The following is a 24,281-nucleotide window of genomic DNA, read 5'->3' as shown; positions in this document are numbered from 1 at the left end:
TTAGTTCCTCAACACGACAACTTCGATCATCGGGCGGTGACCATAGGCTGTCTCTGCGGCCTTTCGAAGCGCGCGGCCGATGGCCCGTTCGACGGCATCATCGTCCATCCGGTCCTTGCGCTTCATGCCCTGCACTGCAGATTCGGCGGCTTCATCGAGGAATTCAAGGCTTTCGTCTGCAAGACGCCCGTCTCCTTCGGAAAAGCCCTTGATGACAAGGACCGGCCCGTCCAGCACATTGCCATGGTCGTCGATGGAGACGGTGGCGAAAATGATGCCCGACCAGGACAGCTTCCGCCGCTCCTGAATGCCTTGCGCACCTTCCGGCACCAGCTGATTGCCATCGAGGAACAGCCGGCCCGCCGGCACCACATCGACAATCTCCGCAGGGCCCGGCGCCAGCTTCACGAGGCTGCCGTTGCGGGGCGTGACCGCCTCTGGCACCTGGAGGGATTTCGCATAGGCCGCGTGTTCCATGATGTGGCGGCGCTCGCCATGGACCGGCACTGATACCTGTGGGCGCACCCACTGGTACATCCGGCGCAACTCGTCCCGGCAGGGGTGACCCGAGACGTGGATCTTCTGCGGCACCATGCGGGGCGTGATGACCCGCACACCGTTCTCGGCCAGCTGGTTCTGGAGTTCGAAAATGCCCTTCTCATTGCCGGGAATCTGGCGGGACGAGAAGATGACCGTATCGCCCCGGCCCAACGCGACATTCTTGTGGTCGCCGCGGGCGATGCGGGTCAGCGCGGCGCGCGGCTCGCCCTGGCTGCCGGTGCAGAGATAGAGAATGTTCTCCGGCGGGAAATGGCCGGCATCGTTCTCGTGGATGAACTCCATGCGCGGCGGCAGGATGCCCACGGCCTTTGCGGCATCGGTGATGCGCAGCATCGAGCGCCCTACGAGGCAGACGTGGCGGTCGGCCTGCTCGGCCGCCTCCACAATAGACTTCACACGCGCGACATTGGACGCAAACGTTGTCACCGCGACGGCGCCGGTCTGCTCCGCGATCAGATCGATCAGACCCTGACGGACCGTGTCTTCGGAGCCGGACTCGCCCTCCTCGAAGACATTGGTGGAATCGCACACCATGGCGAGGACACCCTCGTCACCAAGTGCGGTGAGGCCTGCAACGTCCGTAGTCGAACCGATCTGCGGATCAGGGTCGATCTTCCAGTCGCCGGTATGGAGGATGAGGCCTGCCGGTGTGCGGATCGCGAGCGCGTTCGGCTCGGGGATCGAATGGGTAAGCGTTACATAGGTGACCTCGAACGGCCCGGCCTGCACCGTGGCGCCGAGCGCGATTGTCTTCAGCCAGCGATCGTCGACGCCACGCTCCTGCATCTTGGAACGCACGAGTTCGGCGGTGAAGGGCGTCGCATAGATCGGCGCCTTGGTCTGGAGGCGCGGATAGATCAGGCCAACCGCGCCGATATGGTCTTCATGGGCATGCGTGAGGAAGACAGCGTCGATCTGCTCGCCGATCAGATAGTCCGGGTCCGCACAGATGAGGTCGATCCCCGGTGTGTCGTCGCCACCGAACGTGACGCCCATGTCGGCGATGATCCAGCGGCGCTCATGCCGCGGGCCATAGCCATAGGCGTTCAGGTTCATCCCGATTTCACCACAGCCCCCCAGCGGCAGGAATACGAGTTCGTCGTCGGTGCGTGCGGTGTCTGCCATCAGTCCTCAGGAGTTCAGCCGGTAGATTTCCAGAAGCCCCCGGATGAGGATGTCCTGGTCATAATAGTCGATCGTCTCGCTGGCGCCTTCAAAGAGCGACGCCACGCCGCCGGTCGCCACGACCTTCATCGGCTTGCCGTATTCAGCCTTGATGCGCCGCACGAGGCCGTCGATGAGGTCTATATAACCCCAGAACACGCCCGATTGCATCGCGCTGACTGTATCCTGCCCGATCACCTGTGCCGGACGCTGGATGGCGATGCGCGGCAGCTGTGCGGCGGCATCGTGCAGCGCTTTGACCGACAGGTTGATACCGGGCGAGATGATGCCGCCCTCAAAGCCGCCATCGGCCGCAACGACATCGAATGTCGTCGCCGTGCCGCTATCGATCACGATGAGGTTGCCTTCATAGGCCTTGTGTGCGCCGAGAGCCGAGACGATCCGGTCCGCGCCGACCTGTTCCGGCCGCTTGATGCGCACCTGGATGCCGGTCTTCAGGTTGGGATCGCCAATGAACATCGGCTCCACATCGAGGTAGCGCCGCGCGAGGTTGCGGAAGTTGAACACCGCCTGCGGCACGACGGTCGAGATGACGCAGCCATTGATCTGGCTGAGGTCAACGCCGTGCATGTCGGCGAGGCGCCAGAGCCAGGCGGCATGATCGTCTGCGGTCTTGGTGGAATCGGTGGCGCTGCGCCACTGGTTCACCCAGTCGTTCCCGTCATGAATGCCGAACACGGTATTCGTATTGCCGACGTCGATGGCAAGCAGCATGGGCTCAGTTACCTCCAACAAGCTGTACGTCGCCTGCCCTTATGGTCTGTTGCGACCCATCGGGCAATCTGAGGATCAGGGCGCCGTCCGGGCCCATGTCTTCAAAGATTCCTTCAACAGGCTCCCCGCCCTGCGACACGCGAACCGTCTGGCCGAGGCCTTCAGCCCGCATCAGCCAGTCACGGCGCACGTCTGCGAAGCCTGCCCGGGCCTGCTCCAGACGGGTCAGGAAATGCAGGCAGAGGACATCGAAGACCGTGGCAGCATCGAATGGCCCCATCGGCGCGAGCGCATGGAGGCTTGCCGTCGGTTGCCCTGTTCCCTCCGGCGCCTCGACAATGTTGATGCCCATGCCGGCAGCGACCCAGAAGTCCCTCCCGTCCTGCCCGGTCTCGATCAGGATGCCGGACAGTTTCGCACCATTCACGCGCACATCGTTCGGCCATTTGAGGCGCACATCCGCGGCTGGCGCGAAGTGGAGGATCGTATCGCTGACCGCGAGCGACGTGGCGAATGGCAGCCGCGCCGCCACGAGGATGCCGCCCGGCTCTCGGAACAGGGCCGTCGCGAAGAGATTTCCCTTCGGCGAAACCCATAGCCGCTGCAGGCGGCCACGTCCGGCAGTCTGCTCGGCCGCCACGATCCAGCAATCGGCGAAGCCACCCTGCTTTGCCCGGCGCCGGGCCTCAGTATTTGTGCTGTCGAGCGTCTCGAAGCGATGGACAGGCCAGGGTCGGCTCAAGCGCCGAGCCCCAATGCCGCCTGATCGGTCCACCAGCCGAGCTGGTAGATGAAGAACATGAACAGGATGCCCGCGATCAGCGCCGAAGCCATGACGACCAGAGTAACGGAGCCGTCGATGGTTTCGAACCGTTCCGTCGGCTCATCGAACCACATGATCTTGATGAGACGCAGGTAGTATCCGAGCGACACAACCGAAGCGACAACCAGGATGATCGTAAGCGGAATGAGGCCCGCTTCGATGCCCGCCTGGAACACGGCCAGCTTGCCGAAGAAGCCACCGAACGGCGGCAGGCCGGATACCGACCAGACGAGGATCGACAGGGCGATGGCCAGCGCCGGACGCTTGCGCATCAGGCCGCCAAGCTCGTTGATGCCCTCCACCATGCCGCCCGGACGACGCATGGCGAGTACGCCTGCAAACAGGCCGAGCGAGGAAATCGCATAGATCGTCATGAAGATCAGCAGCGGGCCTGCGCCGAGCTGCGGACCTGCCGCGACAGCGACAAGCGCGTAGCCGACATTGGCGATTGAGGAATAGCCGAGCAGGCGCTTGATATTGGTCTGCGTCAGCGCACCGAACGACCCGATGATCATGGAAAGGCCGGCAATGATCGCGACGATCAGCTGCCACTGGTCCATCGCCTCGCCGAACACCTGGAACATGATGTTTGCGAAAACCACGATGGAGGCCATCTTCGGCGCCGAAGAGAAGAACGCGCCAACCGGCGTCGGGGCGCCCTCATAAACGTCCGGCGTCCAGACGTGCATTGGTGCGGCCGAAATCTTGAAGGCGAGGCCGACAATCATCAGCACCATGCCGAACATCATCCCGATGGACATGTCGGAGCCCGCAATGCCCTCGAAAGAGGTCGTGCCAGTGAAGCCGTAGACCAGCGAGGCACCATAAAGCAGCATACCGGAGGCCAGCGCACCAAGAACAAAGTACTTCAGGCCCGCTTCGGACGAGCGCGCCGAGTCACGGTGGAACGCTGCCAGCACATAAGACGACAGGCTCAGCGTTTCGACGCCCATATAGAGCGTCATCAGGTCAGCCGCCGACAGGATCATGCCCATGCCGAGCGCAGCGAAGATCGTCAGCAGCGCGTATTCATACCGCGCTGTGCCGTGACGCTTCATGAAGCCTTCGGACATCACGAGGGCGAGGCCACCGATCACGAAAGCGACGATCTTGGCGAAGTTGACGAACGTGTTGGTACGGACGAGCCCGTTGAAGGCTTCGCCGCCGACATAGAACATGGCGGCAATCGCGGCCGCGCCGAACAGGGCCAACGCACCGAACTTGAACGAAATGCCGTTGAAGGCATCCTTCATCAGCGCGCCGAGGAGCACGCCCACGAGACCGGCCGAGACGAGCCAAAGCTCTGGCCCGATTGCATACGTCATGGCTGTGAAGTTGAGCATGGGAGATCAGCCTCCGGCCATCATGGAGAGGATTCGCAATGCGGAGGCCTCTGTCAGATTGAAAATCAGATTGGGCGCAATACCGAACAGGATGGTCAGCAGTGCCAGCGGGACGATGCAGATCAGCTCGATCCAGTTCATATCCTTGATGTCGTTCAGCTCTGGATTGGTGATCTCACCGAACACGGTGCGCCGGTAGAGCGTCAGCATGTAGACGGCCGAGAAGATCACGCCGAGCGCCGCACCGGCCGCTGCCCAGGTCGAGGCCTGGAAGCCGCCGACCATGGTGAGAATTTCGCCGATGAAGCCCGACGTGCCCGGCAGGCCGACATTCGCCATGGTGAACAGCATGAACAGGGTCGCGTAGACCGGCATGCGGTGGACGAGACCGCCATAGGCCGCAATCTCGCGCGTGTGCATCCGGTCATAAACCACACCGACGATCAGGAAGAGTGCGCCGGAGATGAGGCCGTGGCTCAGCATCTGGAAGATGGCGCCCTGAATGCCGATCTCGTTGAACGAGAACACGCCGAGCGTCACGAAGCCCATGTGGGCGACGGACGAATAGGCGATCAGCTTTTTCATGTCGGTCTGACGCCAGGCGACAAGCGAAGTGTAGACGATCGCGGCAACCGCGAGGGCAAACATCCAGGGCTGGAAGAAATGGCTGGCGTCCGGGAACATCGGCAGCGAGAAGCGCAGGAAGCCATAGCCGCCCATCTTCAGCAACACGCCAGCCAGCACGACCGAACCGGCCGTCGGCGCCTGAACGTGCGCATCCGGAAGCCAGGTATGGACCGGCCACATCGGCAGCTTCACCGCGAAGGAAGCCACGAAGGCGAGCCACAGCCAGATCTGCACTTCGGGCGCAAATTTGAACTTCTCGAGCACTTCAAAGTCGGAGCTTCCCGCCGCCACATACATGTAGACGACGGCGACCAGCATCAGCAGCGAGCCGAGCAGCGTGTAGAGGAAGAACTTGAACGCGGCATAGATCTTGTCCTTGCCGCCCCAGATGCCGATGATCAGGAACATCGGGATCAGGCCGGCTTCGAAGAAGATGTAGAACAGGACGAGATCCATCGCCGTGAACACGCCGATCATGAAGGTCTCTAGCACGAGGAAGGCGACGACATATTCGGTGACGCGCGTGTTGATCGAGTTCCAGCTCGCCAACAGGCAGATCGGCGTGAGGAACGTCGTCAGCAGGATCAGCGACATGGAGAGGCCATCGACGCCCAGCTTGTAGGTGATCGACTTGTACCAGGGATATTGCTCGACGAGCTGGTATCCTGAGTGCCCGTAATCGAAGGCGGAGAAGGCCGCGATCGAGGCGATGAAGGTCGCGCCGGAAATCACGAGGCCAGCCAGAAGTGCCGTGCGGCCTGACGTGCTCGCCTCGCTGACCGAGCTGCTGCCCGAGGTCGCTGCGCGCACGAGCATGATGAGCATGGCGCCCACCAGCGGCATGAAGGTCAGCGCCGAAAGAATGGGAAAACCGCCCATCAGTGAACTCCCCCAGCGCGCATCCAGAGAATGCCCCCGAAGACCAGGGCCGCGCCGATGATGACGAATGCATAGTGATAGAGACGGCCGGTATGCATGGCCGACAGGCGACGCGCGGTGACCTGCGAGAGCGCCGCCATGCCGTCTGCGCCGGCCGCATCGATGACCTTCTTGTCAGCCCACCAGAAGAAGTTGCCGAGCAGTGCCGCGCCACGCACCAGCGTCGCGTTGTAGATCTCGTCGAAGTACCACTTGTTGTAGAACAACGAGTGCAGCGGGCCTCCGCTGTCGGCGATCTTCTTGCCGAAGCCGCGATTGAAGAAATAGGTCATCAGCGCAAGGACGAAACCGCCCAGCGTCACGATCAGCGGCGCATAGATGACCCATTCCGGCACTTCATGGCGGGCATGGAGGACATGGTTCTCCGAAGCGCGATAGATGGCGCCGGCCCAGAAGGCTTCGTTCGAGTGATCGACGAAATAGTCGTAGAAATAGAAGCCGGCAAAGATCGCGCCGAGGCTGAGCAGGCCGAGCGGCACCAGCATCACCCAGGGGCTCTCATGCGGTGTGTGGTCATGACCGTGGTCGTCATGGCCGTGCGCATCGTGCGCGGCGTGGCCATGATCGTCATGCCCATGCTCCGCCATCGGGCCATGGAAGGTCATGAAGATCAGGCGCCAGGAATAGAAGCTCGTCAGCGCGGCGGCGATGATGCCGAACCAGAAGGCCATCTGCCCGAAGGTAACATGCTCCAGGCCGCCCGCGAACGCGCTTTCCAGAATGGCGTCTTTCGAGAAGAAGCCCGAGAAGCCGAGCTTCGTGTGCGGCACGCCAAGGCCGATAATGGCGATGGTGCCGATCAGCATGGCAGCATAGGTGAAGGGCATGAACTTCGCCAGGCCGCCCATGTTCCGCATGTCCTGCTCGTGGTGCATGCCATGGATCACCGAACCGGCACCAAGGAACAGCAGCGCCTTGAAGAAGGCGTGCGTGAAGAGGTGGAACATCGCCGCCTCATACGCGCCGACGCCCGCGGCGAAGAACATGTAGCCGAGCTGCGAACAGGTCGAGTAGGCGATCACGCGCTTGATGTCGTTCTGCGCCATGCCGACGGTTGCGGCATAGAGCGCGGTCACGGCGCCGACCACCGTCACCATGCCGGCGGCCACGACGGTGTATTCATAAAGTGGCGAGAGAAGGCAGACGAGGTACACGCCTGCGGTCACCATGGTCGCGGCGTGGATCAGGGCGGAAACAGGTGTCGGGCCTTCCATGGCGTCCGGCAGCCAGACGTGCAGGAAGAACTGGGCCGATTTGCCCATCGCGCCGATGAACAGCAGCACGCCGATAACTTCGAGTGCCCAGACATTGTGGCCGAGGAAGGCCATCTTCAGTTCGCGCACCGGCCCCGGCTCAGCGAACGCGATCGGATGCACCACGGCATTCTCGCGCAACGCTTCCATGAAGGGCGCAAACTCGACCGTGCGGAACACGCAGAACACCGCCATGATACCGAGCGCGAGACCGAAGTCGCCGACCCGGTTCGTCACGAAGGCCTTGATCGAGGCATCGTTCGGCGCCTTGTTCTGGTACCAGAAGCCGATCAGCAGGTAGGATGCGAGGCCCACGCCTTCCCAGCCGAAGAAGAGCTGGATGAAATTGTCCGCCGTCACCAGCATCAGCATCGCAAAGGTGAAGAGCGACAGGTAGGAGAAGAAGCGCGCCTTGTGCGGCTCCTCGCTCATGTAGCCCCAGGAATAGAGGTGTACGAGGCCGGAAACGCCGGTGATCACCGCCATCATCACGATGGAGAGCGCATCGACACGCACGGCCCAGTTCGCCTGGAACTCGCCGATATTGATCCACGGCATCAGGGTGATGATGTGCTGCGTGATGGCCGCGCCATGCTCGGCGCCATGCGCCGCTTCCTCGCCATGCCCGCCGACACCGGCGGCATACATGAACAGCTGGTAGAGCGAGAGCGCACCAGCAGTGAGAACCACACCCGTGGTCGCCGCCATGACGACCCGGTCGCCGATCCATTTATGGACGAGACCCGTAAGCGCCACGAAGCCGGGCACAAGCACGATAAAGAGAAGAAGTGCGTCTGAAAGCATTGTCCGCCTAGCCCTTCATCAGGTCGACATTCTCAACCGAGATGTCGCCGCGGTTGCGGAAATAGACGACAAGGATCGCAAGGCCGACGGCCGCCTCAGCAGCGGCAACGGTCAGGACCAGCATGGCGAAGACCTGTCCGGCGATATTGCCGTTGAACACCGAGAAGGCCACCAGGTTCAGGTTCACCGACAGCAGGATCAGCTCGATCGCCATCAGGATGACGATGATGTTCTTCCGGTTCACGAAAATGCCCACCACCCCGATCGTGAACAGGGCGGCCGACACCGCGAGATAATGGGAAAGTCCGAGTTCCATGAGTATCAGATCCCCTGCCCGGGCTTCGGGTCTTTCAGTTCATAGGCATCGCTGCGACGGCGCGAGGTCTGCCGCGCGATGTTCTGGCGCTTGACGACCGGGTTGTGGCGCAGCGTGAGCACGATGGCGCCGATCATGGCGACGAGCAGGATGATGCCCGCCATCTGGAACAGCAGCAGATAGTCCGTGTACATGACCTGGCCGATGGCCTCGGCATTGGTGTCGGCGCCAGGCGCGGCGTCGAACGCTTCAGGGCGCGAGTGCACCCCCATGACGGAAGCAAGCACAATCTCCGCCGCAAAGACGACCCCCACCAGCATGGCGAACGGCCAGTAACGCAGCGTGCCCTGGCGCAGTTCGACGAAATCCACGTCCAGCATCATCACGACAAACAGGAACAGCACTGCAACGGCGCCGACATAGACGACCACCAGAAGCATTGCGAGGAATTCCGCGCCGATCAGGACGAGCAGGCCCGCCGCCGAGAAGAAGGCCGTAATCAGCCACAACACGGAATGAACCGGGTTACGCGCAAGTATGACCATCAGCGCGGACAGGACCGTCACCGCCGAGATCAAGTAAAATGCGTAGAGTGCCACAGCCCTCTGACCCCTCTTGTGTTTGGGGCGCGATTTGCGCGCCCCGGTTAAGCTTCAGCGGCGCGCCCTAGCGATAAGGTGCGTCCAGTTCCAGATTCTTGGCGATCAGCCGTTCCCAGCGGTCGCCATTCGCGAGCAGGCGGTCCTTGTCGTAGAACAACTCTTCCCGCGTCTCGGTCGCAAATTCGAAGTTCGGCCCCTCGACGATGGCGTCCACCGGGCAGGCTTCCTGGCAGAAGCCGCAATAGATGCACTTCACCATGTCGATGTCGTAACGCGTGGTACGGCGGGCGCCGTCCGCGCGCGGTTCGGCCTCGATGGTGATGGCCTGCGCCGGGCAGATCGCCTCGCACAGCTTGCACGCAATGCAACGTTCCTCGCCGGACGGATACCGGCGCAGCGCATGCTCGCCGCGGAAGCGGGGCGACAGCGGGTTCTTCTCGAAAGGATAGTTCACCGTCGCTTTGCGACGGAACATTTCCCGCGTCGCCACGGCCAGCGCACCGAGAAAATCGGTCAGCAGCGCACCGCGGATGGTCTGTGCGAGGCTCATGCCTGAACTCCCGTGTAAGCGACATATCCGGCCACAATGAGCACGGCGACGAGCGAGGTCGGCAGAAAGATCTTCCAGCCAAGGCGCATCAGCTGGTCATACCGGTACCGGGGCACGATCGCCTTCACCATGGCGAACAGGAAGAAGAAGACGAAAATCTTGAACATGAACCAGAACAGGCCCGCGAGGCTGACCAGCAGCGGAGGCAGTTGGCTCACCGTGTCCTCGCCCAGCGCAATCGGACCGTGCCAGCCGCCGAAGAAGAGAATGGTCATCATCGCGCACATAAGGACGATGTTCAGGTATTCGCCGAGCATGAAGAGCAAATACGGCGTGGAGCCGTATTCCACCTGGTAACCCGCGACGAGTTCGGATTCCGCTTCCGGCAGGTCGAACGGAGGACGGTTCGTTTCCGCGAGCGCCGACACGAAGAAGATCACGAACATCGGCAGCATCACGACGATCAGCGGGAAGTTCTGGAAGCTGAACACGTGCCAGTTCCAGAAGCCGCCTTCCTGGTTGTTCACGATGTCGGCGAGGTTCATCGAGCCGACGAGCAGGATCACCGTCACGATCACGAAACCGATGGACACCTCATAGGACACCATCTGCGCCGCCGAGCGGAGTGCGCCGAGGAAGGGGTATTTCGAGTTCGACGCCCAGCCGCCCATGATGATGCCATAGACACCCAGCGAGCTGATCGCGAACAGATAAAGCACGCCGACATTGAGGTTCGAGACAACCCAGGTCGACCCGCTCTCGGTGCCCGGCGCAACCGGGATCGCCGCCCAGGCCGCGAAGGCCAGCGTACAGGTCAGGATCGGCGCAAACAGGAAGACAAACTTGTTGGCGCCCGCCGGGATGACAATTTCCTTGATCAAGAATTTGCCGAAGTCCGCGAAGGACTGCAGCAGGCCGAACGGACCGACCACGTTCGGGCCCTTCCGCATCATCACGCCGGCCCAGACCTTGCGGTCGAGCAGCAGCAGGAAGGCGATGGAAATGAGCAGGACCAGCGTGAACAGGAGGATCTGTCCGAGGACCAGGAGCGGCCCCCACAACTGCCCGAGAGACTCGACGTAATTGCTCATGGCGCCCGCCCTACTCCGCTGCCACTGGTGTGTCCAGCGCTGTCGCCAGCGCTGAACATTCGGCCATCGTCTTCGATGCGCGCGCAATCGGATTGGTCAGATAGAAGTCCCCGATGACCCGCCCGAACGGCGCTGAAGAGAGGCTTCCGGCGGCTTCCGGCACGGCCTTGAGGGCGTCCGCACCGGCGGCACCCGGCGCATAGCCGATGCCCGCAAACACCGGATTGGCTCGCAGCGTGTCGCGCAGCGCATCCACGGAGTCATAGGGAAGCTTCTTGACCATCACATCCGACAGGGCGCGGAAGACTGCCCAGCCTTCGCGGGCCTCGCCCTTGGGCTGCACCGCGCGGGAGGTCACCTGGACCCGGCCCTCGGTGTTCACGAAGGTCGCGCTCATTTCCGTGTAGGCCGCTGCCGGCAGGATAATGTCTGCGCGCGAGGCACCGGCATCGCCGTGAGAGCCGACATAGACGACGGTCGCGCTGCCCAGCTTCGACAAGTCGGCCTCATCGGCGCCCAGAAGGAAGACAGTCTCGACCGCGCCGCTCAGGATGCCCGCCGTATCCCGTCCGCCTTCGCCGGGCACAAAGCCCGCGTCGAGCGCACCGACCCGGCCAGCCGCATTGTGCAGCACGCCGAAACCCGCCCAGCCATCAGCAACGGCACCGGCCTCGTTCGCGAGCTTCAGGGCGGCGGACAGGACAGCTGCACCATCCTCCCGGCAGAGCGCGCCCTCACCGACCACGACCATCGGACGCTTGGCGCCCTTCAGGAAGTCGGCTGCGGCGGCGCTCGCAATGGCGTCGGCACCCGTCCCAAGATGGGTATATTCGTAAGTCAGGTCGGCGGCCTCGCCGATGACGGCGACTTTCAGGTTCGACCACAGCCAGGTCTTGCGGATACGCGCGTTCCAGACCGCGGCTTCAACGCGCGGATTGGTGCCGATCAGCAGCAGCGCATCAGCCTCTTCCACGCCAGCCAGCGTCGGGTTGAGGATGTAACGCTCGCGCACACCATCTGCGCCGTACTGCGCACCAGCCGGACGGCAATCCGTGTTCTGAACGCCCATCGCGCGGAACAGGTCCAGCGCGGCCTTCGCCTGCTCCACCTCGATCAGGTCGCCGGCGACGGCGCCGATCTTGTCGGCGGGCCTGGTCAGCGCCGCCTTCACGGCGCCGAAGGCTTCCGCCCAGCTTGCCGGGCGCAGTTTGCCGTTTTCGCGGATGTAAGGCTTGTCGAGGCGCTGGCGGGCAAGGCCATCCCACACGAAGCGGGATTTGTCCGACAGCCATTCCTCGTTAATTTCCTCGTTCACTTCCGGCATGATGCGCATCACGCCATCGCCCTTGGCGTCGACGCGGATCGAGGCGCCCATGGCGTCCATCACGTCGATGGAGGAGGTCTTGCGCAGTTCCCAGGGGCGCGCATTGAAGGCATAGGGCTTCGAGGTCAGCGCACCGACCGGGCAAAGGTCGATCACGTTACCGGAAAGCTCAGACGTCAGACTTTTCTCGAGATAGGTGGTGATCTCGGCGCTCTCGCCGCGCGAAATCATGCCGATCTCTTCCACGCCCGCAACTTCCGCGATGAAGCGGACGCAGCGCGTGCACTGGATGCAGCGGGTCATGATCGTCTTGACCAGCGGGCCCATATTCTTGTCTTCGACGGCGCGCTTGTTCTCTTCATAGCGGCTGCCGGCGCGGCCATAAGCAACGGCCTGGTCCTGCAGGTCGCATTCGCCGCCCTGGTCGCAGATCGGGCAATCGAGCGGGTGGTTGATGAGCAGGAACTCCATCACCCCGTTGCGGGCCTTCTCGACATACGGGCCTTTGGTGCGCACGTTCGGCGCAGACCCGTCACGGTTCGGGCGCATATCGCCGACGAGCTGAGCGCAGGACGCAATCGGCTTCGGTGCGCCTTCCCATTCGACAAGGCACATGCGGCAATTGCCGGCCACCGACAGGCGCTCATGATAGCAGAAGCGCGGAATCTCGGCGCCGGCCTCCTCGCACGCCTGCATCAGCGTGTAGGATTTCGGAACCTCGACCTCTTTACCGTCGACATTGAGTTTGAAGGTGTCGCTCATTGTTCTTCACCTGCGGTGTTTGTGTCCGCGTGATCGATGCGCGCGAAGACCGCATCAACGAATTTCGGGGAATACTCGCCGGAAAGGGCTGTGCGGTCGGCCGACCGGAGATAGTCGGCAAGGACAAACACCATGTCCTCACAGATGTTCATCACCGTCGCATCGGCTCCGACGTCACCCGTTAGAACACCGCCACAACGCTCTTCAAGCAGGTCAAGCTTCGCGGACATATCGCCGGACATCACGTCGCTGACGAACTGCGTTCGTTTGGCTTTCTGGCTGGCATTGACCGCGTTGACGATCGCAAAGCCAGCCGCGATCACCGCGACAATGCCACCGATCCGCGCGATGCGCTTCGACCGCTCCGGGTTTTTGTGCGCCTCTGCCATTGCCCTACTCCGCCGCCACGACTGCGCCCTGCACCATGGCGCGCGGCAGTCTGTACTGATTGATGCGGTCTTCGATCTCGTGCCGGAAGTGGCGGATGAGGCCCTGGATCGGCCAGGCCGCCGCGTCGCCGAGGGCGCAGATCGTGTGGCCTTCCACCTGCTTGGTCACGTCGAGCAGCGTGTCGATCTCGTCATGGTCGGCTTCGCCCTTCGCCATGCGCTCCATCACGCGCCACATCCAGCCGGTGCCTTCACGGCACGGCGTGCACTGGCCGCAGGATTCATGCTTGTAGAAGTAAGCGAGGCGCGCAATCGCCCGGATCAGGTCCGTGTCCTTGTCCATCACGATCACGGCTGCCGTGCCGAGGCCGGACTTCAGGTCGCGCAGGGTGTCGAAGTCCATATAGGCGTCCATGATCTGCTCGGCCGGCACCATCGGCACCGACGATCCGCCCGGGATCACGGCCTTCAGGTTTTCCCAGCCGCCACGGATGCCGCCGCAATGCGTATCGATCAGATCACGGAAGGTGATCGACATCTCCTCTTCCACATTGCACGGCTTGTTCACATGGCCGGAGATGCAGAACAGCTTGGTGCCGGAATTGTTCGGGCGGCCAAAGCCGGCGAACCATTCCGCGCCGCGCCGCAGGATCGTGCCGGCGACGGCGATGGATTCCACGTTGTTCACGGTCGTCGGGCAACCATAGAGGCCGGCATTGGCCGGGAATGGCGGCTTCAGGCGCGGCTGGCCCTTCTTGCCTTCGAGGCTTTCCAGCAGCGCCGTTTCCTCACCGCAGATATAGGCGCCGGCGCCGTGGTGGACGTAGAGATCGAAGTCCCAGCCGTTCACATTGTTCTTGCCGATCAGCTTTGCCTCATAGGCTTCCTTGACGGCCTTTTCGAGCGCGTGGCGCTCATTGATGTATTCGCCGCGGATGTAGACATAGCATTTGTGCGCCCGCATCGCGCGCGACGCAATCATGCAGCCTTCGATCAGAAGGTGCGGATCATGGCGCATGATTTCGCGGTCCTTGCACGTGCCGGGCTCCGACTCGTCGGCGTTCACGACGAGGTAATGCGGACGGTCGCGCACTTCCTTCGGCATGAAAGTCCACTTCAGGCCCGTCGGGAAGCCGGCGCCGCCACGGCCGCGCAGGCCGGAGGCTTTCATCTGGTCACAGATCCAGTCCGGGCCCTGATCCAGGATTTCCTTGGTCAGGTGCCATGCACCGCGCTTCTTCGCCGCGTCGAGTTCGGGCGAATGAAGACCATAGAGGTTGGTGAAGATGCGATCCTTGTCCTGCAACATGGCCTAGTCCTCATCATCCTGGCTGGAGGGCACGTCGCCCGCATCCACGCGCTTCGAAAATTCCGTTTCGCCGCCACCGGCCAGCAGTTTCGCCTGCGCGATCCAGTCTTCCCGCTCGATACGGCCGGGGAAGCTCAGGAAGTCTTCCACCCAGTCGACGTTCGCCGGGGTCCATTCTGCAATCTGCTTGAAGGTGAAGATGCCGAGTTCGTTCAGCGCGTCCTCGTTCTTCGGGCCGATGCCCTTGATCCGCTTCAGGTCGTCATGCGCCGCCGGGTCGATCGTGACCAAGGGCGGGCGCTCGCCTTCTGCGGCCTTTTCTTCTTCTGCTGCCTTGGCGCCGCTCGCGATCGTCTGCTTGATAGCCGCCAGCGGATCCGCAGCGACAGGCGCAGGCTCCTCCACAGCCGGAACCGGCAGGTTTGGCAGCACACGGATGGCATTGCGGCTGCCATCGAACAGGGCCGCGTCCGTCAGCGTGGTCGCGCCGCCCTCGGGCGCGCTGTTGACGCGGTCGATCTGAGGGCCGGGCGCTGCTTCGACACCATTCTTCAGCTTGCCGAGGATCTGGGACAGGCTCTCAGGCGTCAGGTCTTCATAATAGTCGTCATTGATCTGCACCATCGGCGCGTTCACGCAGGCGCCGAGGCATTCCACCTCTTCCCACGACAGGCGGCCATCATCGGTCACATACATGATGTCACCGATTTCCTTCTTGCAGACCTCTTTCAGCTTGTCGGCACCGCGCAGCTGGCACGGCGTCGTGCCGCACAGCTGGACGTGATACTTCCCGACCGGCTGGAGGCGGAACATGGTGTAGAAGGTCGCGACTTCATAAACGCGGATGTATGGCATCTCCAGGCGGTCAGCCACTTCCCGCATCGCCGGTTCGGACAGCCAGCCATTATTGTCCTTCTGGGCCAGCCACAGCATCGGGATCACAGCGGAACGCTGCTTCTCCGCCGGATACTTCGCCCGCCAGAACGCGATCTTCTCTTCGGTTTCCGGCTTGAAGGCGAACGAGTCGCCCCCGGCCTCGAGATCAAAACGGCGCAGTGCCACTATTCGACCCTTCCTGAAAAATACGTGTCAATCTTGTCTGCCCACAGACGGAGCACAGCCTTGGAACGAGGCGCAGTCACGGCGGTCGTCATCTCAGACGCCTCCCCGCGCAAAATCGACCCGCACGATCTTGCCATCCCGGATCGTATAGATCGCAGCAACCTCAAAACGGTCCCCGCCCGGCCCGCGCTCCACCTGTTCATGGTCGATCACGGTCGAGCCGAGATCAATCCGGTTGACCAGCTTCGCGCGGTTCTTCGGGAATTCGTAAAACAGGTCTTCATGCCGCTTGCGGATAGCCTCGATCCCCGACTGGGTGACGTCTCCGTTCAGCCCACCCAGCACCGCGTCCTCGGCATAGCAGTCGAGGAACGCAGCGATGTTCTGCTGATTGTAGGCATCCAGCTGGCGCTGGATGAGTTCGGAAGACTGGCTCACCGGTCGATCTCCCCGAACACGATGTCGAGCGAGCCGAGAATGGCCGATACGTCTGCCAGCATGTGCCCGACGGACAGGTGGTCCATCGCCTGCAGGTGCGGATAGCCGGGTGCCCGGATCTTGGCGCGATAGGGCCGGTTCGTGCCGTCGGAAACAAGGTAGACACCGAATTCGCCCTTCGGCGCCTCGATCGCCGCATAGCACTCACCTTCCGGCACGTGGAAGCCTTCCGTGTACAGCTTGAAGTGATGGATCAGCGCTTCCATCGAATTCTTCATCTCGCCACGGCGGGGCGGCGAGACTTTCGATTGCGGCGCGAGCACCGGCCCCGGCCCTTCCTTGTTCAGGAGGTCGATGCACTGGAGCATGATCTTCACCGACTCGCGCATCTCTTCCATGCGGCAGACATAGCGGTCGTAATTGTCACCATTGCGCCCGACCGGAATCCTGAAGTCGAGTTCGTTGTAGCATTCATAAGGCTGGGCGCGGCGCAGGTCCCAGGCAAAGCCCGAGCCGCGCACCATGACGCCGGAGAAGCCCCAGTCCATGATCGTCTTCTCGTCGACGATGCCGATATCAACATTGCGCTGCTTGAAGATGCGGTTCTCGGTGACCAGCGTCTCGACATCGTCAAGCTTGCCGGGAAACTGCTCGCACCATTCGGCGAGATCGTCGATCAGCGCCTGCGGCAGATCCTGATGGACGCCGCCGGGACGGAAATAGGCCGCGTGCATGCGGCTGCCGGACGCGCGCTCATAGAACACGCAGAGCTTCTCGCGTTCTTCAAAGCACCAGGTGATCGGCGTCAGCGCGCCGACGTCCAGCACCTGAGAGCCGATGTTCAGGAGGTGCGACATGATCCGGCCAAGCTCGGAATACAGCACACGGATCAGGCTGCCCCGGCGCGGCACGTCGATGCCCACCAGCTTTTCAATCGCGAGGAACCAGGCATGTTCCTGGTTCATCGGCGCACAGTAATCCAGCCGGTCGAAATACGGCATGCCCTGCAGGTAGGTCTTGTACTCCAGCAGCTTCTCGGTGCCGCGATGCAAGAGGCCGATATGCGGGTCGACGCGCGTGACGATCTCGCCGTCGAGATCGAGGATCATGCGCAGCACGCCATGCGCGGCCGGGTGCTGGGGCCCGAAGTTCAGCGTGAACTTGCGGTCGTCCATATCGGAGATGTGAGCGGTGTCGGCCATTGTCTTACGACTCCGTCGCTTTCTCGTCGCCGGGGATCTGGGCGGTCATGCCTTCCCAGGGCGAGAGGAAATCGAAATTGCGGTATTCCTGAACCAGCTCCACCGGCTCGTACACGACGCGCTTTTCAAGATCGTCGTAGCGCACCTGATAGTGCCCGGTGAGCGGGAAGTCCTTGCGCAGCGGGTGCCCCTCGAAACCATAATCGGTGAGGATGCGGCGCAGGTCGGGGTGGTCGGCAAACTGGATGCCGTACATGTCGAAGGCTTCGCGCTCGAACCAGTTGGCGGCCGGCCAGACGGCTGTCGCGCTCGGCACGGCCGTCGCCTCATCGGTCGCAACGCGGATGCGGACGCGATGGTTCATGCGCATCGACAGGAGGTGATAGACCACTTCAAATCGCTCGCTGCGATCCGGATAGTCCACGCCGCAGATGTCGATAAAGGTTTCGAAATTGCACTGCGGGTCTTCGCGCAGGAACCGCAGCAGGTTCACGATGTGGTCGCGTTCCGCCAGCACGGTCAGCTCGCCGGCCTTCACATGCCAGGATTTCACGGCATCCGGCCGCGCGGCCGCAATGTGCTCGCCGAGATCCTTCAGGGCGTCGATAGCGTCTTGGTCAAGCATGTCTGTCCCCTACCGCTCGAGCGAGCTTTCACGGCGGATCTTCTTCTGCAGCTGCAGGAAGCCGTAAACGAGCGCCTCAGCCGTCGGCGGGCAGCCCGGAATATAGATGTCGACCGGAACGATCCGGTCGCAGCCGCGCACGACGCTGTAGCTGTAATGGTAATAGCCGCCGCCATTGGCGCAGCTGCCCATTGAGATCACATAGCGCGGCTCCGGCATCTGGTCGTAGACCTTGCGCATGGCCGGGGCCATCTTGTTGGTCAGCGTGCCGGCGACGATCATCACGTCCGACTGGCGCGGCGACCCGCGCGGGGCCATGCCGAAGCGCTCGAGGTCGTAGCGCGGGTTACCTGCGTGCATCATCTCGACGGCGCAGCAGGCCAGGCCGAACGTCATCCACATCAGCGAGCCGGTGCGGGCCCATGCGATCAGGTCATCAGCCGCCGCGGTGAAATAGCCCTTGTCGGCCAGCTGGTCGGAGAGCCCCGTATAGAAGGGATCGTCCTGCCCCGGCTTGAAGCCGCCTTCAACGCCCGAACGGGCGCCGCCATAGGCATATGTCTTGTAGTCGTCCGCCATTATTGCCACTCCAGCGCGCCGCGGCGCCACTCATAGATGAAGCCGATGGTCAGGACGCCCAGGAAAACCACCATGGACCAGAAGCCCAGGAGGCCGATCTTGCCGAGCGTGATGGCCCAGGGGAACAGGAAGGCGACTTCCAGGTCGAAGATGATGAAGAGGATGGCGACGAGGTAGAACCGCACATCGAACTTCATGCGGGCGTCGTCGAAGGCGTTGAAGCCGCACTCATAGGCCGAATTCTTCTCCGGATCCGGCTTCGAGGGGGCCAGAAGCGCCGATCCAACGACGAAAAGGCCCGAAATGATCGCGCCCAGCACCAGAAAGATGATGACCGGAAGGTAGTCCAGAGCGAGCCGCTCGATGTCCGACATGGTGAAAAGCCTCCTCGCCGTGCTGGCGCCGGATTAGGACGGTTTTGCCCGCTGCGCAACACATCCGCGCCACATTAACATCAGAGCTGGTGCAACCCGGTCCCGTGGCGAGCAAATCTGCTGCAATCTGTGGCTCCCGGCCGCACGGCGCCCCTGTCAAAGGCAGGTTTGCCTCGCTGCCAACCCGCGCTTAAAATCAGGTCCAGACGCCACAGAGCGGCCAAGGGAGGCATTCATGAGCGACGCGCCACGGCCCATCCGGCAGGTCGTTATCGTTGGCGGCGGCACGGCAGGATGGATGTCGGCCGCCGCCCTCGCCAATGCCCTCGGCCCTGCTGCAATCATTACCCTCGTCGAATCCGACCAGATCGGCACCATCGGGGTCGGCGAAGCAACGATTCCGCCGATCCGGATGTTCAACCAGTCGCTCGGAATCGACGAAAACACCTTTGTCCGTGAGACCTTCGGCACCTTCAAACTCGGCATCCAGTTCGTCGACTGGCGGCGCAAGGGTGAGGCCTATTTCCATCCGTTTGGCCAATATGGCGCCGATTTCGATGCGGTGCCGCTTCACCAGTACTGGCTGCATGCCCGCCAGAACGGCGATAAGAGCGACATTGCGGACCACTGCATGGCCTGGGTCGCGGCCAGCATGGGCAAGTTCGACCAGCCGATTCCGGACCGGCGCCGGGTCCAGTCCACCTTCGACTACGCCTACCATTTCGACGCGACCGCTTATGCCGCTTTCCTGAGGCGCTATGCCGAGGCGCGCGGCGTGAAACGGGTCGAGGGAAAGGTCAATCACGTCGCGGTCAAAGGTGAGTCGGGTTTCATCGAGTCGGTGCATCTGGAAGACGGTCAGACCATCAAAGGCGAGTTCTTCGTCGACTGTTCCGGTTTCCGGGGGCTCCTGATCGAGCAGGCGCTGCGCACCGGTTACGAAGACTGGTCCCACTGGCTACCGGCGAACAGCGCCGTCGCGGCGCCCTGCGAGGCACCGGAAGACCCGATTCCCTACACCCGCGCCACCGCCCGAGAGGCCGGCTGGCAGTGGCGGATCCCGCTCCAGCACCGCATCGGCAACGGCTACGTCTTCTGTAATGACTACATCAGTGACGACGACGCGACCGAAACCCTGATGGCCAACCTGCCCGGTAAGGCCACCGCCGAACCACGCATCCTCCGCTTCACCACCGGGCGCCGGCGCAAGTTCTGGAACGCCAACTGCGTCGCCATCGGCCTTGCGGCAGGCTTCATGGAGCCGCTCGAATCGACCTCCATCCACCTCATCCAGTCCGGCATCACCCGCCTGCTTGCCCTCTTCCCGGATACGTCCTGCGACCAGGGCGCGCAGGACGAGTTCAACCGGATCACAATGCTCGAATATGAGCGCATCCGCGACTTCCTCATCCTGCACTATTGCGCCACCGAGCGGGACGACGCCCCGCTCTGGAATTATGTGCGGACCATGCCGATCCCGGACTCGCTCAGGTACAAGATCGACCAGTTCCGCTCCTATGGCCGGATCGTCGCCAGCGACTTCGAACTCTTCCAGAACCCGAGCTGGCTCGCTGTCTATCTGGGCCAGGGCGTCGATCCGGAGCGGTGCACGCCGCTCGCTGCGGCCCGCGCCTCCGCCGTCCGGTCGACCGAAAAGCTCGCCGGCCTGCGTCAGGTGATACGCGAAGCGGCAAACGTGATGCCGACGCACCAGCAATATATCGACAGATTCTGTTCCGCACGGTCACCCGTATGACACCAAACCGTCTGCCCGATCCCACACCTGTTGCCGAATATGAAGGCGTGACGGCCGAGCGGTTCTGGAACGAAATCCAGCCGAAGGGTGAACCTGCCCTCCTCAAGGGCCTCGGCCGCGACTGGCCGGTCGTGCGCGAAGGCCTGAAGGGCGCAGAGGCGATGCGCACCTATCTCGGCGCCTTCAGCCTTGAAAAACCGTTGGAAATGTTCATAGCTCCACCGGACGTCAAAGGCCGGTTCTTCTATTCCGACGACCTCAAAGGCTTCAATTTCGAGCGCAAGGCGGCAACCGTCCGCCAGGTGCTCGACCTTGTGGTTGCCCACCTCGAAGACACGGACGGCCCCTCCTTCTACGCCGGCGCCGTCAACATCCCCCACCACATCCCCGCCTTCGCACAAGACCAGATCGCCCCATTTCTCCCCGCCGGGATGGACCATCTCTCATCAGTCTGGATCGGAACGCGCACCCGCATCGCGCCGCATTGGGATCTCGCCCAGAACATCGCCATCTGTGGCGCGGGCCGGCGACGCTTCACCTTCTTCCCGATCCAGCAGATGCCGAACCTCTATATCGGCCCGCTCGACTTCACCCTCGCCGGCCAGCCCTGCAGCCTCGTTGATCTTTCCGCGCCGGATCTCGAGCGCTTCCCGAAATATGCCGAAGCGGCAAAGCATGCGCAGGTCGCCGATCTTGAGCCGGGCGACGCGGTCTACGTTCCCAGCCTCTGGGTCCACCAGGTCGAATCCTTCGAGCCGCTCGGACTGTTGGTGAACTACTGGTGGCGCGACGGGCCGGAATGGCTGATTACGCCGACGCTGACCCTTATGCACGCACTCCTGTCGCTGCGCGACATGCCGGCCTGCGAGCGGGAGCAATGGCGGACGCTGTTCAACCACTACATCTTCGACGCCGACGACGAGTCGCTCGCACACATGCCGGAAGACGCCCGCGGCGTGCTGGGCAAAAAATCGCCGGAGCAGCTACAAGCCCTGCGCCGCCTTCTCGCCAGCCGGCTTGGCGGCTGAAACGAAAAAAGCCCTCGCCGTCGCGAGGGCTTTTCCAATTTGAAGCTGTCGCGAATCAGCGCGGCGAAACGCCGAGCGACTCAACCGTGCTGACGGTCAGGTAGCCCACCGGCAGGCCATTCGCCCGCTGGTATTCTTCCATCGCGCGCAGCGTGGCCGGGCCAAACGCGCCGTCCACCGGCAAGGTGTATCCCTTGGCGCTGAGAGCCTGCTGCACTTCGCTGATCTTTGCCGGCGAAGCGTTCGTGTCGCACAGCACTTCGCGCCATTCGAGCCCGCCGCCACCGGTTACAACGCGCTTCTCAACCGTCTTGTACGTTGCCGGAATGACGATCGTCTCTTCACGAGCCGCCGAAACCAGTTTCTGAACCGTGATGGTGTCATAGACCGCCGGGACCGTCTCCTCGACCACCTGCGCCGGCGTCTTCACAACCTCACGTGTCACCGTCTTGTAAGTCGCCGGGATCACCTTGGTTTCGGTGCGCTCCGGCGTCTTGATCCGGGTCCGCGTAACTGTGTCATACTGTGCCGGCACTTCGACCCGGCACAGGAGTTCACCTGTCGCGACGCCGCCTGTGCCATCCGATGTCGCGGAGCGGCCGTAGAGCCCTGCGCCCGGCTTCCAGGTCGTATAGGCCGGACGAACGAGCACCTGCTCTGTGTATGTTTCGTATTCAGCCGGAATGACGACCGTTTCCGTCCGCTCCGGCGACTCGATCACTTGCTCGGTAACGGTCTCATATTCAGCCGGAATGACGTTGTAGCGAACCGACGCCTCTTTCACGAGCACCTGTTCGGTGACGGTTTCGTAGGACGCCGGAATCACCTTGATTTCAGAGGCTTCCGGCCGGTCTACGACCTGTTCGGTCTGAATTTCCGTGGATTCCGGAATCAGGACGCGCGCAAAGCACGAGCCCGCATCAGCATCAGGCGGGTAGTCCGCCGATCCCTGTGCGAAGGCCATGCCGGCAAGCGCTGTTGATGCCACTGATAGTGCCAGAAGTTTTTTCATGACTATTCCCCTTTGAGCATGATCCGGCACACACCGGACCGTCCGATATTTCCGCCTCCCTGCGGCCCCAGCGGCAACAGGAGAGCGCAAACCGCCCCACCTGGACGGTGCCGGGCAACATTAGACCACCGCCAGCCATTCGGCTAGATTTATGGTTAATTCTCAGCAGGATGGGCCTGCCGGACACCCTGAGCGCCCGCCATTTCGTGCAGCATCGCTTACAGGTGCAGATGGGCCCGCGACGCAGTGTCCGGGGGGTGGAAAATCATACGGTTCAGCGTATTAGGGGCCCAGCAAGACAGGAGCGAGCACATGATCCCGCGCTATACCCGGCCCGAAATGGCTGCCATCTGGACGCCCGACTCCCGCTTTGGCATCTGGCTGGAGATTGAAACCCTCGCCGCCGAAGCAATGGAAGAGATGGGCCTCGTCCCGTCGGGTGTGACAGCGGCTGTGCGCGAGCGCGCGAAGTTCGACGCGGACCGGATCGACGAGATCGAACGGGAAGTGAAGCACGATGTCATCGCGTTCCTCACCAATGTTGCCGAACATGTCGGCGACGAAGCCCGCTTCCTGCACCTCGGCATGACGTCGTCCGACGTGCTCGACACCTGCCTCAATGTCCAGCTCGTTCGGGCGGCCGACCTTCTGCTCACCGGCATCGACCGGGTTCTGGCGGCACTCGAAAAGCGTGCCTTCGAACACAAGCTGACCCCGACCATCGGGCGCAGCCACGGCATCCATGCCGAGCCGACTACGTTCGGCATCAAGCTGGCGACATTCCACGCCGAATTCCATCGGGCCCGCCAGCGGCTGGAACTGGCGCGCGAAGAGGTTGCCACCTGCGCCATTTCCGGTGCGATCGGCACGTTTGCCAACATCGATCCAAGAGTCGAAGCGCATGTCGCGCAAAAGCTTGGCCTGCGTGTCGAGCCCGTCTCGACACAGGTCATCCCGCGCGACCGGCACGCCATGTATTTTGCCGTCCTCGGCGTCATCGCATCTTCGGTTGAGCGCCTGGCAACTGAAGTTCGCCATCTTCAGCGCACGGAAGTCCTCGAAGCGGAAGAGTATTTCTCTGCCGGCCAGAAGGGCTCGTCCGCGATGCCCCACAAGCGCAATCCGGTCCTGACGGAAAACCTCACGGGCCTAGCCCGGCTTGTGCGTTCTGCAGTGACGCCGGCCATGGAAAACGTTGCCCTGTGGCACGAGCGGGACATTTCGCACTCTTCCGTCGAGCGCGGCATCGGTCCCGACGCGACCGTGCATCTCGATTTTGCACTTCACCGTCTGGCGGGCGTTGTCGAAAACCTTGTCGTCTATCCCGACCGGATGCTGAAGACGCTGAACTCCATGGGCGGCCTGCACAATTCCCAACGTGTGCTGCTCGCCCTCGTCGAGGCCGGCACCAGCCGCGAAGAGGCCTATCGCATGGTCCAGCGCAATGCGATGAAGACGTGGGGCGGCGAAGGCCCGCTCCTCGACCTCCTGCAGCTGGACAAGGACGTGATGGCCAAACTGTCGAAAGACCAGCTCGAAGCGCTGTTCGACCTCGACTACCACTTCAAGCACGTGGACACGATCTTCACGCGCGTCTTCGGCCGCGCCTGACC

Annotated in this window: 23 protein-coding genes; 3 read left to right on the top strand and 20 right to left on the bottom strand. The window is 62.6% G+C overall.

The genetic code is table 11. The features are described from left to right. The 19 genes from R3C13_RS13290 to R3C13_RS13200 all read right to left on the bottom strand — a co-directional run bounded on the left by R3C13_RS13290 (window position 1) and on the right by R3C13_RS13200 (window position 18,863). Window positions 1–1,686, bottom strand: coding sequence for a ribonuclease J (locus R3C13_RS13290; protein ID WP_371311312.1), 1,686 nt, complete (start codon window positions 1,684–1,686; stop codon window positions 1–3). Window positions 1,687–1,692: 6 nt separating this feature from the next. Then, window positions 1,693–2,460: a type III pantothenate kinase gene (locus tag R3C13_RS13285; RefSeq protein ID WP_371311311.1), complete on the bottom strand. Its 768-nt coding sequence runs from the start codon at window positions 2,458–2,460 to the stop codon at window positions 1,693–1,695. 4 nt (window positions 2,461–2,464) lie between these two features. Beyond that, window positions 2,465–3,202 carry a biotin--[acetyl-CoA-carboxylase] ligase gene (locus tag R3C13_RS13280; protein ID WP_371311310.1) on the bottom strand — a complete coding sequence of 246 codons (738 nt, stop codon included), beginning with the start codon at window positions 3,200–3,202 and terminating at the stop codon, window positions 2,465–2,467. Beyond that, a complete protein-coding gene (nuoN, locus tag R3C13_RS13275) occupies window positions 3,199–4,626 on the bottom strand; it encodes an NADH-quinone oxidoreductase subunit NuoN (RefSeq protein WP_371311309.1) in 1,428 nt (475 codons plus the stop codon). The genes R3C13_RS13280 and nuoN overlap by 4 nt, the downstream gene beginning before the upstream one ends. A 6-nt stretch (window positions 4,627–4,632) precedes the next feature. Further along, complete coding sequence (locus tag R3C13_RS13270; protein WP_371311308.1) at window positions 4,633–6,132, bottom strand: NADH-quinone oxidoreductase subunit M; 1,500 nt, start codon at window positions 6,130–6,132, stop codon at window positions 4,633–4,635. Continuing rightward, a complete protein-coding gene (gene nuoL, locus R3C13_RS13265) occupies window positions 6,132–8,249 on the bottom strand; it encodes an NADH-quinone oxidoreductase subunit L (RefSeq protein WP_371311307.1) in 2,118 nt (705 codons plus the stop codon). The genes R3C13_RS13270 and nuoL overlap by 1 nt, the downstream gene beginning before the upstream one ends. Window positions 8,250–8,256: 7 nt before the next feature. Continuing rightward, entirely contained in the window at window positions 8,257–8,565 is a 309-nt protein-coding gene (gene nuoK, locus R3C13_RS13260; protein ID WP_371311306.1) for an NADH-quinone oxidoreductase subunit NuoK, read from the bottom strand. A gap of 5 nt (window positions 8,566–8,570) precedes the next feature. Continuing rightward, window positions 8,571–9,164 carry an NADH-quinone oxidoreductase subunit J gene (locus R3C13_RS13255; RefSeq protein WP_371311305.1) on the bottom strand — a complete coding sequence of 198 codons (594 nt, stop codon included), beginning with the start codon at window positions 9,162–9,164 and terminating at the stop codon, window positions 8,571–8,573. Window positions 9,165–9,231: 67 nt separating this feature from the next. Next, window positions 9,232–9,717 (bottom strand): NADH-quinone oxidoreductase subunit NuoI, encoded by a 486-nt coding sequence (nuoI, locus tag R3C13_RS13250; RefSeq protein ID WP_371311304.1) that lies wholly within the window; start codon window positions 9,715–9,717, stop codon window positions 9,232–9,234. Beyond that, window positions 9,714–10,808: an NADH-quinone oxidoreductase subunit NuoH gene (gene nuoH / locus R3C13_RS13245; RefSeq protein WP_371311303.1), complete on the bottom strand. Its 1,095-nt coding sequence runs from the start codon at window positions 10,806–10,808 to the stop codon at window positions 9,714–9,716. Before nuoH ends, nuoI begins: the two co-directional genes overlap by 4 nt. Before the next feature lie 10 nt (window positions 10,809–10,818). Then, a complete protein-coding gene (gene nuoG, locus R3C13_RS13240; protein ID WP_371311302.1) occupies window positions 10,819–12,894 on the bottom strand; it encodes an NADH-quinone oxidoreductase subunit NuoG in 2,076 nt (691 codons plus the stop codon). Beyond that, the gene (locus R3C13_RS13235; RefSeq protein WP_371311301.1) at window positions 12,891–13,283 is read right to left on the bottom strand and encodes a hypothetical protein; all 393 of its coding nucleotides are present in this window, start codon (window positions 13,281–13,283) and stop codon (window positions 12,891–12,893) included. The genes nuoG and R3C13_RS13235 overlap by 4 nt, the downstream gene beginning before the upstream one ends. Window positions 13,284–13,287: 4 nt before the next feature. Next, entirely contained in the window at window positions 13,288–14,592 is a 1,305-nt protein-coding gene (gene nuoF / locus R3C13_RS13230; RefSeq protein ID WP_371311300.1) for an NADH-quinone oxidoreductase subunit NuoF, read from the bottom strand. A gap of 3 nt (window positions 14,593–14,595) precedes the next feature. After that, window positions 14,596–15,654, bottom strand: a complete 1,059-nt coding sequence (nuoE, locus tag R3C13_RS13225; protein WP_371311299.1) for an NADH-quinone oxidoreductase subunit NuoE — start codon at window positions 15,652–15,654, stop codon at window positions 14,596–14,598. A 93-nt stretch (window positions 15,655–15,747) separates the two neighbouring features. Beyond that, window positions 15,748–16,092 (bottom strand): nuclear transport factor 2 family protein, encoded by a 345-nt coding sequence (locus tag R3C13_RS13220; RefSeq protein ID WP_371311298.1) that lies wholly within the window; start codon window positions 16,090–16,092, stop codon window positions 15,748–15,750. Beyond that, window positions 16,089–17,294 carry an NADH-quinone oxidoreductase subunit D gene (locus R3C13_RS13215; RefSeq protein WP_371311297.1) on the bottom strand — a complete coding sequence of 402 codons (1,206 nt, stop codon included), beginning with the start codon at window positions 17,292–17,294 and terminating at the stop codon, window positions 16,089–16,091. Before R3C13_RS13215 ends, R3C13_RS13220 begins: the two co-directional genes overlap by 4 nt. 4 nt (window positions 17,295–17,298) lie before the next feature. Beyond that, the gene (locus R3C13_RS13210) at window positions 17,299–17,919 is read right to left on the bottom strand and encodes an NADH-quinone oxidoreductase subunit C (RefSeq protein ID WP_371311296.1); all 621 of its coding nucleotides are present in this window, start codon (window positions 17,917–17,919) and stop codon (window positions 17,299–17,301) included. Between the two features lie 9 nt (window positions 17,920–17,928). After that, window positions 17,929–18,498 carry an NADH-quinone oxidoreductase subunit B family protein gene (locus tag R3C13_RS13205; protein ID WP_371311295.1) on the bottom strand — a complete coding sequence of 190 codons (570 nt, stop codon included), beginning with the start codon at window positions 18,496–18,498 and terminating at the stop codon, window positions 17,929–17,931. After that, window positions 18,498–18,863, bottom strand: a complete 366-nt coding sequence (locus tag R3C13_RS13200; protein WP_371311320.1) for an NADH-quinone oxidoreductase subunit A — start codon at window positions 18,861–18,863, stop codon at window positions 18,498–18,500. Before R3C13_RS13200 ends, R3C13_RS13205 begins: the two co-directional genes overlap by 1 nt. Window positions 18,864–19,107: 244 nt before the next feature. Here R3C13_RS13200 and R3C13_RS13195 point away from each other — a divergent pair, with 244 nt between their 5' ends. Together R3C13_RS13195 and R3C13_RS13190 are read left to right on the top strand one after the other, a co-directional pair. Beyond that, a complete protein-coding gene (locus R3C13_RS13195) occupies window positions 19,108–20,628 on the top strand; it encodes a tryptophan halogenase family protein (RefSeq protein WP_371311294.1) in 1,521 nt (506 codons plus the stop codon). Beyond that, on the top strand, window positions 20,625–21,656 hold the full coding sequence (locus R3C13_RS13190) for a cupin-like domain-containing protein (RefSeq protein ID WP_371311293.1): 1,032 nt from the start codon (window positions 20,625–20,627) through the stop codon (window positions 21,654–21,656). Before R3C13_RS13195 ends, R3C13_RS13190 begins: the two co-directional genes overlap by 4 nt. A 55-nt stretch (window positions 21,657–21,711) precedes the next feature. Here R3C13_RS13190 and R3C13_RS13185 read toward each other — a convergent pair whose 3' ends face one another. After that, entirely contained in the window at window positions 21,712–22,668 is a 957-nt protein-coding gene (locus tag R3C13_RS13185; RefSeq protein ID WP_371311292.1) for a peptidoglycan-binding protein, read from the bottom strand. A 312-nt stretch (window positions 22,669–22,980) separates the two neighbouring features. On the opposite strand from R3C13_RS13185, the gene purB reads away from it, so the two are divergent. Continuing rightward, entirely contained in the window at window positions 22,981–24,279 is a 1,299-nt protein-coding gene (gene purB, locus R3C13_RS13180) for an adenylosuccinate lyase (RefSeq protein WP_371311291.1), read from the top strand. Window positions 24,280–24,281 lie beyond the last annotated feature (2 nt).

Origin of the sequence: Hyphomonas sp. (assembly GCF_041398385.1) — a bacterium.
Taxonomy (GTDB): Bacteria; Pseudomonadota; Alphaproteobacteria; order Caulobacterales; family Hyphomonadaceae; genus Hyphomonas.
The sequence above is the reverse complement of the archived record's forward strand: the minus strand, read 5'-3'. Positions and strand labels throughout refer to the sequence as shown.